Origin of the sequence: Streptomyces sp. NBC_01006 (assembly GCF_045162725.1) — a bacterium.
Lineage (GTDB): Bacteria > Actinomycetota > Actinomycetes > Streptomycetales > Streptomycetaceae > Streptomyces.
The window spans coordinates 5,540,378-5,553,895 of sequence record NZ_CP108700.1; the positions used below are offsets into that span (position 1 = coordinate 5,540,378).

Here is a 13,518-nt window from a genome sequence, read left to right on the forward strand (position 1 = left end):
TGGGGTGAGAAGCGAACCCACGCCCTTCGAGGGCGGCCCGATGGACGGCCGGGTCCTGCCGATCCTCCTCGGCCCGACCGGCCACCCGCCGAAGTGGTACGAGATTCCGGTCCCCTCGGCGGACGGCGGCCCCGCGACGGTCCTGCTGTACGAGCGGGTCCCGGCGGGCTATTCCAAGCGGCTGCACCTGCAGAAGGGCTGGAAGTACGCGTACGCCCCGTCCGGGCAGAAGCCCAGGCTCCGCTGGCCCTGGACGAAGCCGACCCCGCCGCGGCAGGACACCCCCTGACAGGGCGCCTCCCTACAGGGAGTCCGGCGGGGGCTCCGGGAGGGTCAGGACGGCCAGCGCCCCGCCGCCCTCGGCCTCCCGGAACTCCAGCCGCGCGCCGATGACCTCCGCCTGCCCCACCGCGATGGTCAGCCCCAGCCCGTGCCCCTTGCCCGTCCCCACGCCCCCGGTCCGGAACCGCTGCGGGCCGTGCGCCATCAGGTACTCCGGGAACCCGTCCCCGTGGTCCCGTACGGTCACCACCGGACCGTCCACGGTCAGGGCCACCGGCGCCCGCCCGTGCTTGTGCGCGTTGGCCACCAGATTCCCGAGCACCCGCTCCAGGCGGCGCCGGTCCGTCTCCACGTGCGCGTCCCGGACGACCACCAGCTCCGTCTCCGTCCCGGACGCCCGGACCACCCGCCGCGCCAGGCGCCCCAGCTGGTGCAGATCCGTCTCCACCACCTCGCGCCCCGAGTCCAGCCGCGAGATCTCCAGCAGGTCCTCGGTCAGCCCGCGCATCGTCCGTACCCGCTCCTGCACCAGCTGCGTCGCCCGCCCCTCCGGCAGCAGTTCCGAGGCTGCCTGCAGACCCGTCAGCGGCGTGCGCAGCTCGTGCGCGACGTCCGCCGTGAACCGCTGCTCGCTCAGCAGCTTCGCCTGCAGGGTCCCGGCCATCGTGTCGAGCGCCCCCGCCACGGTCGCCACCTCGTCCTGGTGCCGGGAGGGGTCCTTCGTCCGCGGATCGTCCACGCGCGCGTCGAGATCGCCCTGCGTGATCCGCCGGGCCACGGTCGCCGTCTGGTGCAGCCGCCGCGTCACCCGGGTCACCGCGAAGGCACCCACCAGCAGCGTTCCGCCGATGGCCAGCACGGACGATCCGATGATCGCGTTGTCCAGGCCGCCGATCGTCCGCGCGCTCTGCGAATAGTCCACGGCCGTGGCCAGGACCTTGCCGTCCGCCGGGGCAGCCGCCCACATCGTCGGCCGGCCCTCGTACTCGGCCACCATCGTCGCGCGCTGCCCGGACACCGCCAGGGCGCGCAGCGCCGGGGGCAGCCCCGCCGGATCGATCCCCGCGTCGGGCGGCAGGGCCTCGCCGGCCTCGTACTCGCGGGACACGTCGTGCAGTTTCTCCAACGCCTTGTCCCGCGCCGCCGCGACGGTCTGCCGGGTCACCTCCACGTGCACCAGCGCGCCGAGCACGGCCGCGAGCGAACAGCACATCACGACGATGAACAGCCCGGACTTCCAGGTCAGGGTGGCCGTCCAGGCGGGCAGCCGCCCGTGCAGCCCCTTCACGGGGTCCCCTCGGCGGACGGCTTCAGCGGCGGGGAGGGGGAGGGGCTCTGCACCGTCCCCGGCAGCCGTACGATCTGCTCCCGCGTCGGCAGCATCGTCCGCTGCTTCTCGTCCCAGGACCACGCGGTGATCAGCTCGTAGCCCGGATTGCCGCTCGGCACCCGCAGGATCACGTCCTGCCCGGCCAGCTCCACGGTGACGACGGTCTGCGTCGTCGCCATGATCCGGTTGAGGCGTCCGTCCGGATCCGCCGTGTACGCCCGTACGGACATCATCCGGTCCGGCATCTCGATGCCGATGACGAGCTCGTCGCGGCCGTTGCCCGTCAGGTCCCGGTAGTACGGGGCCAGCACCGGGCACTTCTCGCCCTGCTGCCCCGCCGGCCCGCACGCCTTGATCGCCGCGACGGTCTCCGGGGGCATCCCGTCCGGGCCGACGCCGGTGTTCGGGTGGGCGGCCAGCTCCGCCTGGACGAGGGCCACCGGATCGACCCCGTGCACGTTCTGGTCCGTCACGCGCGGCAGTCCCTGTACGTACTCGGGCGGCGCACCGCCGGGATCGGCGGGCGGTACGGAGGCCCCTTTGCGCTCCGGCCACAGATGTACGGGCCCGCTCGCGGTCGGGGTCACACCGGCGCCCACCGGACCGCCGGTGTCGCCGCAGCCGGCGAGCAGGGGCAGCAGCGGGAGCAGCGGCAGGGCGAACAGGGCGGCGCGGGTCATCGGCGCATCTTAGCCTTATGTGGAGATATGACCGTTTGGGGAGCCTTCGAGGCCTCCCGGGCGGTCGTGGATCAGCCCTCGGTACGGCCGCGGCGCAGCATGGCGAAGCCGAGCCCGGCCGCGCCCACGGCTGCGATCCCGCCGCCCGCGGCGAGCAGCAGTACGCCGTCGCCCGGCCCGTCGGCCAGCGTGTCCAGGGTCCCGCCGGCGACCGCGCGGGCGTGCCCGGCCGAGGCCTGGACGACCCGGCCGTCCCGGATCCCGGTCTTGTACCCGTCGGTGACGGGCGTGGCGGTGTGGCCGTTCGCGTCACCCGTCCCGCCGACCCAGGAGGAGAGCCGGCCGTCGGGCTGCAGGGCCGCGTGGAGCGCGCCCGTGCGGCCCATGCCGGCGACCCCGTCACGGCTGGTCAAGGTGGCCGCCTTGGCGCCGTCTGCGGCCAGGATGTCGGCCTGGAAGCCGCCCTCGGCGATCCGGTAGACGTTCGCCCTGGACACGCCGTCCGCGAGGGCGAGGCTCTTGACCAGGGTCCGGGGCGCACCCGCGGACCGCGCCGCCGACGCGGCGGGCACCCCCTCGGCGAGTGCGGCCGCGGCGGGCAGCGCGAGGAGGGTTCCGGCGCAGGCGGTCACTGCGGCGGCTCGTACGAGAGTGCGGCGGTTGACGGTGCTCACGGGAAATCCTTCGGTCCGGTCCAGGTGCGACAAACCTAGGAGCCCGCTGTGTCAGTACCGCGATGAGCTTGTAACAGGCACCCGGCGGAGTCCCGTAGAAGCTGTTACACGGTCGAGAACTCCACCGGGGGATTGCCGCGAGGCGTCCGGGCTGCTCCCATGTACGGCGGGGGGTGAGGTCCATGCGGGGACTCAAGGTGCTGCCGAGCGGCCGCCCCGGCCGCGGCCGGCTCTACGTCAACCTGCCCGACGGCCGGGCGGTGGCCTGGTACGACCGGCAGACCAACCGGATCAGCGTGCTCGCCGACCAGCACCGCGACGCGGTCGTGGCGGCGTTACGCCCGTACATCGCCGGCCCGTTCACGGTCGGCCCGCCGCCGGTGCCCACACCGGCCGACCTGCGCAGACTCGCCCTTCCGCCGGACGAGGACCTGGCGGCGAACCGCCCCGGCGAACTCCTGCTGGGCGAACTGGAACACGGCTCGGCGGGCACCCGGACCCGGCACCGGATGCGCCAGGACCTGACCGCCCAGCAGCGCATGGGCGACCTCCTCGACTCCCTCGAACCGGACGGCTGGCGGGTCCTGCACGGCGTCCCGCTCCCGGGTCTGGGCGCCATCGACCACCTGCTCATGGGCCCGGCGGGGATCTTCTGCGTCCGTACGCTCCCGGGCCGCCGCCAGCGCGCGGCCGTCGGGGACCTGCTGCTGACCGTGGGCCGGGCCGAGCCGCGCCAGGACCCGCGCTGGATCCGCCGGGCCGCCGCCGCGGCCACCCGGGCGCTCGCGGCCCCGGTCCTGCCGGCCCTGGCCCTGGTGGACGCCTCCCGCGTGGAGGTGGCCCCGACGGTCCGCGACATCCGCGTCCTGGAGCCGGCCACGGCCCGGGCGCACCTCGCGTCGGCCCCGGTCACCCTCAAACCCCCGGACACGGAAGCCCTGTTCACCCAGGCCCGCGACGCCCGCACCTGGCTCCCGCCCCTTCCGCACCGCCCGCGACGCCGGTTCCTCCCGGCCCGCCCGGCGCTCGATGACCGGGGTCCGGGGCGGAGTTCCGGGAAACGCTGAAGGAGCGGGGCGGGGGTGGGGGCCGCGGGCTCACCCCCGCCCCGCCCTCAGGCCGAGGCCCGCTTGCGCGGGGCCGCCTTCTTCGTCGCAGCGGCCGTCTTCTTCGCAGAGGCGGACTTGGAGGCCGACTTGGCGGTGGACTTGGTGGTGGACTTGGTGGCCGCGGACTTCGTGGCGGTCGACTTGGTGGCCGTCGACCCGCCCGCGGTGGACTTGGCCGAGGTCGACTTGGCCGACGCGGTCTTCTTCGTACCGGAGGCCGCCGTCTTCTTCGTCGCGGCCGTGGACTTCTTCCCGCCCACCGCCTTCGGCGCGGCCGCCGCACTCTTCCGCCGGATCGGCGTGACCTCCGCCTCCGGGCCCGCCTCCCCCCGCGAGGCCTTCGCCGCGCTCACGCTCTTCTCCAGCGCCGCCATCAGGTCGATGACCTTCCCGCCGGCCGGCTCCACCTCGGCCGCCGCAGGGGGCTCGAACGCGCCCTCCGACTTCGCCGAGACCATCGCCTCCACGGCCTCCCGGTACTCGTCCGTCAGCGAGTCCATCTCCACCTCGCCCAACGTCGCCATCAGCGCGTCCGCCAGGTCCAGCTCGGCCTCCCGCACCGACACCTTCCCCTCCGGAGCCACCCCCTCCGGCACCCGGATCTCGTCCGGCCAGAGCAGCCCGTGCATCGCGATCACGTCGTCGACCACCCGCAGCATGCCGAGCCGCTCCCGCCCCCGCAGCGCGTACTTGGCGATCGCGACCTTCCGGCTCCGCTTCAGCGCCTCCCGCAGCAGGGTGTACGGCTTCGCCGCCGTCGGCCCGTTCGCCGCGAGGTAGTACGCCGCGTCCATCTGCAGCGGGTCGATCTCGTCCGCCGGTACGAACGACACGATCTCGATCGTCTTCGCCGTGGCGATCGGCAGCTGCGCCAGGTCCTCGTCCGTGATCGGGATGATCGACCCGTCCGCCTCCTCGTACCCCTTGCCGATCTCGGCGGTCGCCACTTCCTCGCCGTCCAGTTCGCACACCTTGCGGTAGCGGATCCGTCCGCCGTCGCTCAGGTGGATCTGGCGAAAGGAGATCGAGTGGCTCTCGGTGGCGTTCACCAGCTTGATCGGAATGCTGACCAAGCCGAAAGAGATTGCCCCGTTCCAGATGGATCGCACGGTTCCTCCCGATTCATGGCAATCTCATCGTATGACGCCGATCACCATGGTGGAGGGGCGTCGCATCCCGCTCTCCAACCTGCACAAGGTCCTGTACCCCGAGACCGGCTACACCAAGGGCGAGGTGCTGCACTACTACGCCACCGTCGCCGGTCCGCTGCTGGCCCACGTCCACGACCGGCCGGTGTCGTTCCTGCGCTATCCCGACGGCCCGGACGGCCAGCTCTTCTTCACGAAGAACCCGCCGCCCGGCACCCCCGCCTGGGTGAAAACCACCCCGGTGCCCCGCTCCGAGGACCTCTCCGCGCTGCAGGTGGTCATCGCGGACCTGCCCTCCCTCATGTGGGCCGCCAACCTCGTCGTCGAGTTCCACACCCCCCAGTGGCCCGCCGGCAGCCCGGCCGTCGCCGACCGGCTGATCATCGACCTCGACCCCGGGGCCCCCGCCACCGCCGTCGAGTGCTGCGCCGTCGCGCTGTGGCTGCGCGAGCGCCTCGCCGCCGACGGGCTGGACGCGTACGCCAAGACCTCCGGCTCCAAGGGCGTGCACCTGGCCGTGGCCCTGGAACCGACCCCGTCCGACCGCGTGTCGGCGTACGCGAAGGGCCTCGCCCAGGAGGCCGAGCGCGCGCTCCCCGGCCTCGCCCTGCACCGCATGGCCAAGGCCCTGCGCCCCGGCAAGGTCTTCGTCGACCACAGCCAGAACGCCGCCGCCAAGACCACGGCCGCCCCCTACACGCTGCGCGCACGGGCCCGGCCGACGGTCTCCGCCCCCGTCTCCTGGGAGGAGGTCGCGGCCTGCCGCGCCCCCGCCGACCTGGTCTTCCTCGCCGACGACATCCCGCCCCGACTGGAGCGCGACGGCGACCTCTTCGCCCCGCTGACGGACCCCGACCGCGCCCACCGGCTGCCCGCACCCCCCGGGGCCCGGCCGTGATCCGCGTCGCGCTCGCCGCCACCGTACGCACCCTGCCGCGCCGGGCGGGCCTCGCGTACGAGCCGAAGTTCGACGGCCACCGCCTGGTCGTCGTGCGCACCGCCGAGGACGTGGTGCTGCAGGCGCGCTCGGGCCGCATCGTGACCGCGGCCTTCCCCGATCTGGCGGCGGCGGCCCGGCAGTTGCCCGCCGGGACCGTCCTCGACGGCGAGGTGGTGGTCTGGCACGCCGGCCGTACGGACTTCGCGCTCGTCCAGCGCCGGGCGGCGGCTGCCACGGCCGCGCGGGCCGCCGTACTCGCCCAGAGCCTGCCGGCCTCGTACGCGGCGTTCGACGTGCTGGAACTGGCCGGGCTGGACCTGCGCGGGCGCACCTACGAGCGGCGCCGGGCGCTCCTGGTCGACCTGCTGCTCCCGCTGGGCCCGCCACTGCAGCCGGTCCCGATGACGACCGACCCGGAACTGGCCGCCACCTGGTACGAGACCCTGCCCGCCAGCGGCATCGAGGGGCTGGTCGTCAAGCGGCTGGACCAGACGTACCCGGCGGGCCGGCGCGGCTGGCAGAAGCTGCGGCACACCCAGGTGCGGGACGCGGCGGTGGTCGGGTACACCGGCACCCCGCGCCGCCCGCTCGCGCTGGTGCTGGTCCTGCCGGTCGGGGACGGGATCCCGCTGGTGTCGAGCCCGCTGACGGTGGCGCTGCGGGCGGACGTGGTGGCGGCGGTCGCGGAGCGCGAAGCCCCCGCCCGCACCCCGGCCGGGTCCCGGGCGGGTGGGGCCACGGTCACCGCGATCGGGCTCGGCGAGGTGCCGTACCGCCCGCTCGACCCGCCGCTGACGGCCGAGGTCCGCCACCCCTCGACGGCCCGGCACCCGCCGCCGGAGGTGCTCAGGCTGCGGACGGAACTCTGACCCGCGCCGTGGCGTGGCGCGGGTCAGAGTTCGGGCAGGACCTCGGGGCCGGGTTCAGCTGTGCGCGCCGCGCCCCGCGTCGGGGGGAGCGCCGGGCTGTACGTGCGGATGCGGCCCCTCCACGTGCTTCCAGCCCGACTCCCGCTCGGCCCGGACGTCTTCCGGGTGGCTGGAGGCCGTGGAGCCGAAGTTCCCGTAGCCCTGCATCTCGTGCGGGCGCAGCCCGCCCTCCGGGATCTCCACCTGGTCGCGTTCCTCGCGGACCTCGTAGACCGCGCCGCCGGCGGGCAGGTGCGGCTGGCTCTCCGCGGTCGGCGGCGGGGGCTCCTTGGCCCGGACCCGCTGGCCGAGCTTGAAGCCGGCGAGCAGGAAGGCGACCACGGCGATCCCGACGACCAGGAACCACACGATGTGCGTCACTGTCTCGTCCAGACTCAAGGTCATGTCCATACGCACTATTTTCCCCGATAGGGGCTGTTTCGGCCGTGAAGCCGGGAAGACCCCCTTGTCCGATCAACGTGTGACTAGCGGGCCGAATCCGGGGCAGGCGCCGGGACGACCGCCCCGAAGGGAGCCGCAAAATGCCCCGCGGATCTTCACCCGAACGAGAACGCCAGTACGAGCACATCAAGGAGAGCGCCGAGCGGCGCGGCGAGACCGAGGAGCGCGCCAAGGAGATCGCGGCCCGGACCGTCAACAAGGAACGGGCCCGGGCCGGCGAGTCCGAGACCGCGAGCAGGCTGTCGCTGGACGACATGTCCTCCGGACGGCGCGGCGGCCTGCACTCCCGTTCGGGGGCGCAGGGGCCGACGTACGAACAGCTCTACGCGGAGGCCAGGCGCCGCAACATCCGCGGCCGCTCCGACATGAACAAGACGCAGCTCAGGCGCGCCCTCGGCAGCTGAGCCGCAACGCCCCGGCGCCTACCGCAACGCCGCGGCGCCTAGCGCAGCGGTCCGTCCGAATCCCGCAGGGCCCGGACCTCGTACCCCCCGAGCACGGCCAGGATCTCCGCGCAGATCGCCAGCGCCGTCTCCGGGGGCGTCCGGGCCCCCAGGTCCAGCCCGATCGGCCCGTGCACCCGCGCCAGCTCCGCCTCGGACACCCCGGCGGCGATCAGCCCCTCGCGCCGCCGCGCGGTGGTCTTGCGGGAGCCGAGCGCGCCGACGTACGGAATCCCCAGCGCGAGCGCGCTCCGTACGGTCGGCACGTCGAACTCCGGATCGTGGCTGAGCATCACCAGGCAGGCGGCGTCCCGGCGTGCGTCCAGCAGCTTCTCGGCCTCGGCGACGGAGCCGACGAGTCCGGCCCCCCACCCCAGCAGCAGGGCCTGCGCCTCGATGATCTCGGCGAGCTCGCCGCTCCCGCCGATGACCACGTACGGGGCGGACGGGTACGCCTCCACGAACACCAGCCCGCGCTGCCCGTACAGCGCGTCCCGGCCGGGCCGCCGCGTGGCCAGCAGCTCGCCGGCCCGCCGCTCGGCGTCGTCGGCCGGCGCGTCGACGGCCCGGACCACCTCGCTCACCGCGTGCCCGGCCTGCTCGTCGAGCCGGGTCACGAGCGCGACGCCGGCGCCCTCCCCGAGCAGCTCCCACCACGCGGCGGGCACGGCCGACAGCGGCTGGAGCAGGATCTCGGCCCGCCCGCCGCAGGTCAGCTTCGCCGAGACGGCCTCGTCCGCCCCCACCGATACCTCGCACACCCGCGCGGTGGCCCCGGCGGCCATGGCCCCGGCCTCCGCCACCAGCTCGGCGTCGAAGACCCCCCGGTACAGGGCCCCGACGCACTCCCCGCGCGCGTCCACGAGCAGGGCCCCGGCCGGGTCCCGCGGTCCGAACCCCTGCTCGGCCACCGGCCGGGCCAGGAACGCGGCCCGCCCCTCGGCCGTCCACCGCCGCGCCGTCTCCACCAGCTCACGCATCGCGCTGCCCCATCCTCGTCGTCAGAGCCCGCCCCATGGCACCAGGTCAGCGGCGCACCGCGGCCTCACGGCCAACCTACGCACGCACCGCACCCCTACCCATCCCTCAAAACCCACAGACCCGGACCCACCTCCCTCGTACAGACCACCGGACGGGCCGCCGGACGGGCCGCCGCACCGGCCGACCGACTCTGACTTGCGCGCGGCCGCCGGGAGGCGTTGTTTCGAAGTACGGCAGGCAACGCCGGGGACGACCCTTGGGGATGACCCGCAATGCTCTTCACGGACCGCGACGACGCAGGTCGAAGACTCGGCACGGAGCTCGCGAGGTACGCGCCGGACCACCCCGTGGTCCTGGGGCTGCCGCGCGGCGGGGTCCCGGTGGCCTTCCATGTGGCCCACGCCCTCGGCGCCCCGCTCGACGTGATCGTCGTCCGCAAGCTGGGGGTTCCGTACCAGCCCGAGCTGGCGTTCGGTGCCATCGGGGAGGGCGGCGTACGCGTGATCAGCGAGGACATCGTCCGGCGCGGGGGGCTCCGCCCGCAGGACATCGCCGCCGTCGAGGAGGCGGAGCAGGCGGAGCTGACCCGGCGGGCCGGCCGCTACCGCGCGGGGCGGCCGCAGGAGGACCTGCGCGGCCGGACGGTGATCGTGGTCGACGACGGCATCGCGACCGGCGCCACGGCGGCCGCCGCCTGCCAGGTCGTACGGGCGCAGGGCGCGGCCCGGGTCGTCATGGCGGCCCCGGTGGCCCCGCCGGACGCGCTGGGCCGGGTGGGCGCGGTGGCCGACGAGGTGGTCTGCCTCTCCGCGCCCCCGGGGTTCTCGTCGGTCGGCCAGTGGTACCGGGACTTCTCCCAGACCCCGGACGAGGAGGTCGTCTCCCTGCTCGCCCGGTCGCCGCGCCGGCCGGCCCCGACGGAACGGGCCGAGGTGGAGGTGGCGGTGGAGGCGGCGGGCCTGCACCTGCCCGGCGACCTCACCCTCCCGCCGGGCGCGAGCGCGGTGGTGGCGTTCGCGCACGGCTCGGGCAGCAGCCGCCACAGCCCCCGCAACCGCCAGGTGGCCGCGGCCCTGAACCGGGCCGGCCTGGGCACCCTGCTGTTCGACCTGCTCACCCCGGCCGAGGAGGCGGACCGCTCGAACGTCTTCGACATCGACACCCTGGCCGCCCGCCTCGTCGCCGCCACGACCTGGCTCGGCACCCGGACCGGGGCCCCGCTGGCCTACTTCGGCGCCAGCACGGGCGCGGCGGCCGCCCTCGCGGCCGCGGCCGCCCCGGACTCGCCGGTCTACGCGGTGGTCTCCCGCGGCGGCCGCCCGGACCTGGCCGGATCCCGGCTCGCCGGGGTCCGGGCCCCCACGCTCCTGATCGTCGGCTCGGAGGACCAGCTGGTCCTCACCCTCAACCGCGAGGCACAGGCCCGCCTGCGCTGTGAGAACCGCCTGGAGATCGTCCCGGGCGCCACCCACCTCTTCGAGGAACCCGGAGCGCTCCACCAGGTGTCCGCCCTCGCCGAGCAGTGGCTCACCACCCACCGCCCCCCGCAGCCCGCGGCGAGCTGAGGAGCGGGGCCGCTCGGGTGATCGTCGCCGAGACATGGGCCGAAGGGTGATCATTCGGTCACAAAGCGTCAACAATGGCCTCGTTCGTAGCCAGAGGCGCGCGCCTGCGGGCGCGACCCCTCCCAGTCCCGTGAGGACGGTTCTCTTGAGTCATCGAACGATCCGAACCAGACGCCTGAAGTCCGCCACCATGGTCGGGGCCGGTGTGCTCGCCGTGGCGCTCAACGTCGTCCCGACCACGACGGCCATCGCCGACGCCATCCACCGCTCCGGAGCCGACAGCGCCGTGGCACTGCCCGGCCCGGCCGGCGTGGTCACGGGCGGTGACCACGGCAACGGCCGCGGCCCGCAGGGCCCCAAGGGCAAGCCGGGCCGCCCCGGCCACCCGGGCCGGCCGGGTGTCCAGGGCCCGCAGGGCTACCAGGGAGTCCCGGGTGAACAGGGCAACCAGGGCAACCAGGGCTCCCAGGGCAACCAGGGCTTCCAGGGCAACCAGGGCAACCAGGGGTTCCAGGGCAACCAAGGTAACCAGGGCTTCCAGGGCGACCAGGGGTTCCAGGGAAACCAGGGCAACCAGGGCTTCCAGGGAAACCAAGGCAACCAGGGCTTCCAGGGAAACCAGGGCAACCAAGGTAACCAGGGCTTCCAGGGTGCGACGGGCACGGTGACGACCTACGTCAACGTCTCCGACCCCGTCACCAACGGCACGTCGACCGTCTTCTGCAACCCCGGAGACCAGGCCACCGGCGGCGGCTTCCAGACCAACAACGGCATCGTGCACCAAAGCCAGCCCGTTGCTCCCAACGGGTGGCAGGCCACCACCGTCACCGTCGGGCCCAGCCAGCCGATCGCCACCTACGTGGTGTGCGTCGACACGACGCCGTAACCCTCCCCGCAGAACGGCGGCGCCCCGGGGCCTCGGCCCCGGGGCGCCGCCGTTTCCGTGGAGCGCGCACCTACACCAGCAGCGGACCGCCGCACCGGGCGGCGCCCTCCTTCATCGCGATGAGGTTGGCCACCACGTACGAGATGTCGTTCCGCGAGTGCCATTCGGTCGGGAAGTAGGTGACCAGCCGCGACGACTGGAACTTCGCCTCGATCGTCGGGACGAAGGTGCGGTACTGGTCGTCCGTGTAGTACCAGAACGAGTTCTCGTTGTAGTACGCGACGTGCGTCGGGTCCTGGTACGCGCCGCGCCCGTCCGAGCTGGGCGTCATCGTGAGGAGCATGCCGCCGGGTGCCAGCAGCCGGTACAGCTCGTTGATCAGCGGCACCTTCGAGGGCACGTGCTCCAGGAAGTCCACCGCCCGCATCAGACCCACCGAACCGTCGGGCAGGTCCAGCTTCCCGGGCAGCGTCGCGACGATGTCGACGCCCTTGCCCGGGTACTGGTCCACGCCCAGGTAGCCGGGCGGCTTGCGGTGGGCCGCGCCGAGGTCCAGCGCCAGCAGTCCGCGCCGCTGGGTCCACGCGAGGGCGTTGGCCTCGATGTACTTGTCGTACAGGACGACCGTCTCGCGCTGGATGTGCGCGTTGATCTCCGGGTCGCTCTGGGTGTTCGCGGGGTGCACCCGCTGGAGGTACAGACAGCGGTTGATGTGGTGGAAGTCCCCGAGGTGGAAGAGGCGGCACATCAGGTCCTGGTCGTCCAGGACCGTCCGCGCGGCGTCGTACCCGCCGGCCTGCTCGTAGCTCTCCTTGCGGAAGGCCCGTACGTGGTTGGGCGCGTACCAGATGTAGGAGACGTTGTGCGGGGTCGGCGCCAGCGAGACGATCTGCTGGAGCTTGCGGCCGTCGACCTCCACCTCCTCGTACTGCCAGCCGCAGGACTCGTCCCACCGGGTGTCGTCCCGGCTTCCGTCCTCGGCGATCTGCGCGGTGTTGCTGTAGACGAAGACGGCCTCGGGGTGTTCGTCGAACGCCGTGCCGAGCTCCGCCAGGCACGACTTCGCCAGCAGGTCGTCGTGGTCGAGCTCTACGAGAATCTCGCCGCGCGCGAGTTCGCAGGCCCTGCGCTTCGCCGCTCCGACGCCCTGGATCTCGTCCGCGATCACCACGCGGACCCGGTCGTCGGGCCGCTCCGGCCGCCATCGGGCGCCGCTGTTGAGCAGGACGATCCACTCCCAGTCCTGCTGGGTCTGCGCCTGCAGGGTCGCCAGGCACTCGTCGAGGAAACGAGGCCGGTGGCTGGGCGTGAAAACGGAGAACCTCGGGGTCGCGGTCGACGTCATCTGGTGCTCCCGGCTGGGGGTGTCTTTCCGCGCGACGTTACGAGGGCGCCAGGATGATGCCGCCGAATGGCAGGCGGCCTTGGCCCAAGACCACTCGAATGTACGTTTAGACCAGCCAGCCGGCGTCGCGGGCGATGCGGATCGCGTCCACGCGGTTGCGGGCCTTCAGCTTCATCACGACCGTCGTCAGGTAGTTCCGCACCGTCCCGGTGGACAGATGGAGCTCGCCGGCTATCTCGGCCGCCTCCGAGCCCTGGGCAGCCATGCGCAGCACCTCGGTCTCGCGGTCGGTCAGCGGGCTCTCCAGACCGTTCCAGGCGGCCACGGCCAGCTTGGAGTCGATGACCCGGTGGCCGGCGACCACCCGGCGGATGGCGCTGGCCAGTTCCTTCGGGGAGTCGTCCTTGAGGAGGTAGCCGGAGACCTGGGCCGCCAGGGCCCGGCGCAGGGTGCCGGGGCGGCCGAGGCTGGTGAGCATCAGCGTCCGGCACTCCGGGATGTGCTCGTGGATCTGCATGGCGGCGCTCAGCCCGTCGAGCCCGGGGAGGTCGATGTCGATGATGGCGATGTCCGGCCGGACGTCGAGGGCGGCGGCCAGGATCTCGTCCCCGCGCGACAGTTCGCTGACGACCTCCAGGTCGTCCTCCAGGTCGAGCAGGGCGACGAGCGCACCGCGCACCATGTGCATGTCTTCGGCCAGCAGGATTCTGATCACCGTGACGAGCCCCCCGTCCGCGCGGTCGATCTTGTACTTCCGATCATAGC

At 73.6% G+C, this 13,518-nt stretch carries 15 protein-coding genes; 7 read left to right on the forward strand and 8 right to left on the reverse strand.

Annotation, left to right across the window (positions count from 1 at the left end; genetic code table 11):
- Positions 1–4 precede the first annotated feature (4 nt).
- Entirely contained in the window at positions 5–289 is a 285-nt protein-coding gene (locus tag OG509_RS25510) for a hypothetical protein (RefSeq protein ID WP_406184826.1), read from the forward strand.
- A gap of 12 nt (positions 290–301) precedes the next feature.
- Here OG509_RS25510 and OG509_RS25515 read toward each other — a convergent pair whose 3' ends face one another.
- From OG509_RS25515 to OG509_RS25525, 3 genes are all read right to left on the reverse strand, one after another.
- Positions 302–1,570 (reverse strand): ATP-binding protein, encoded by a 1,269-nt coding sequence (locus OG509_RS25515; protein ID WP_406184828.1) that lies wholly within the window; start codon positions 1,568–1,570, stop codon positions 302–304.
- A complete protein-coding gene (locus tag OG509_RS25520) occupies positions 1,567–2,292 on the reverse strand; it encodes a hypothetical protein (protein WP_406184829.1) in 726 nt (241 codons plus the stop codon). Before OG509_RS25520 ends, OG509_RS25515 begins: the two co-directional genes overlap by 4 nt.
- A gap of 71 nt (positions 2,293–2,363) precedes the next feature.
- Positions 2,364–2,966 (reverse strand): hypothetical protein, encoded by a 603-nt coding sequence (locus OG509_RS25525; protein ID WP_406184831.1) that lies wholly within the window; start codon positions 2,964–2,966, stop codon positions 2,364–2,366.
- 182 nt (positions 2,967–3,148) lie between these two features.
- Between OG509_RS25525 and OG509_RS25530 the strand changes: the two genes are divergently transcribed.
- Complete coding sequence (locus tag OG509_RS25530; protein ID WP_406184832.1) at positions 3,149–4,033, forward strand: nuclease-related domain-containing protein; 885 nt, start codon at positions 3,149–3,151, stop codon at positions 4,031–4,033.
- A 47-nt stretch (positions 4,034–4,080) separates the two neighbouring features.
- Here the strand turns inward: OG509_RS25530 and OG509_RS25535 are convergent, their stop codons facing one another.
- The gene (locus tag OG509_RS25535; protein WP_406184834.1) at positions 4,081–5,184 is read right to left on the reverse strand and encodes a Ku protein; all 1,104 of its coding nucleotides are present in this window, start codon (positions 5,182–5,184) and stop codon (positions 4,081–4,083) included.
- 31 nt (positions 5,185–5,215) lie between these two features.
- Here OG509_RS25535 and ligD point away from each other — a divergent pair, with 31 nt between their 5' ends.
- On the forward strand, positions 5,216–6,121 hold the full coding sequence (ligD, locus tag OG509_RS25540) for a non-homologous end-joining DNA ligase (protein WP_406184835.1): 906 nt from the start codon (positions 5,216–5,218) through the stop codon (positions 6,119–6,121).
- Positions 6,121–7,032, forward strand: coding sequence for an ATP-dependent DNA ligase (locus tag OG509_RS25545; RefSeq protein WP_406187683.1), 912 nt, complete (start codon positions 6,121–6,123; stop codon positions 7,030–7,032). Before ligD ends, OG509_RS25545 begins: the two co-directional genes overlap by 1 nt.
- A gap of 54 nt (positions 7,033–7,086) precedes the next feature.
- Here OG509_RS25545 and OG509_RS25550 read toward each other — a convergent pair whose 3' ends face one another.
- On the reverse strand, positions 7,087–7,482 hold the full coding sequence (locus tag OG509_RS25550) for a DUF6479 family protein (protein WP_406184837.1): 396 nt from the start codon (positions 7,480–7,482) through the stop codon (positions 7,087–7,089).
- 131 nt (positions 7,483–7,613) lie between these two features.
- On the opposite strand from OG509_RS25550, the gene OG509_RS25555 reads away from it, so the two are divergent.
- Entirely contained in the window at positions 7,614–7,937 is a 324-nt protein-coding gene (locus OG509_RS25555; RefSeq protein WP_406184838.1) for a plasmid stabilization protein, read from the forward strand.
- A gap of 38 nt (positions 7,938–7,975) precedes the next feature.
- On the opposite strand, the gene OG509_RS25560 is transcribed toward OG509_RS25555, so the two are convergent.
- The gene (locus OG509_RS25560) at positions 7,976–8,956 is read right to left on the reverse strand and encodes an XdhC family protein (RefSeq protein WP_406184840.1); all 981 of its coding nucleotides are present in this window, start codon (positions 8,954–8,956) and stop codon (positions 7,976–7,978) included.
- Between the two features lie 273 nt (positions 8,957–9,229).
- Here OG509_RS25560 and OG509_RS25565 point away from each other — a divergent pair, with 273 nt between their 5' ends.
- Together OG509_RS25565 and OG509_RS25570 are read left to right on the forward strand one after the other, a co-directional pair.
- A complete protein-coding gene (locus OG509_RS25565; RefSeq protein WP_406184841.1) occupies positions 9,230–10,522 on the forward strand; it encodes a phosphoribosyltransferase family protein in 1,293 nt (430 codons plus the stop codon).
- A 145-nt stretch (positions 10,523–10,667) separates the two neighbouring features.
- A complete protein-coding gene (locus OG509_RS25570; protein WP_406184842.1) occupies positions 10,668–11,408 on the forward strand; it encodes a hypothetical protein in 741 nt (246 codons plus the stop codon).
- Positions 11,409–11,478: 70 nt separating this feature from the next.
- On the opposite strand, the gene OG509_RS25575 is transcribed toward OG509_RS25570, so the two are convergent.
- A complete protein-coding gene (locus tag OG509_RS25575; RefSeq protein WP_406184843.1) occupies positions 11,479–12,753 on the reverse strand; it encodes a glycosyltransferase in 1,275 nt (424 codons plus the stop codon).
- A gap of 106 nt (positions 12,754–12,859) precedes the next feature.
- The gene (locus OG509_RS25580; RefSeq protein WP_406184844.1) at positions 12,860–13,468 is read right to left on the reverse strand and encodes a DNA-binding response regulator; all 609 of its coding nucleotides are present in this window, start codon (positions 13,466–13,468) and stop codon (positions 12,860–12,862) included.
- Positions 13,469–13,518: the final 50 nt, after the last annotated feature.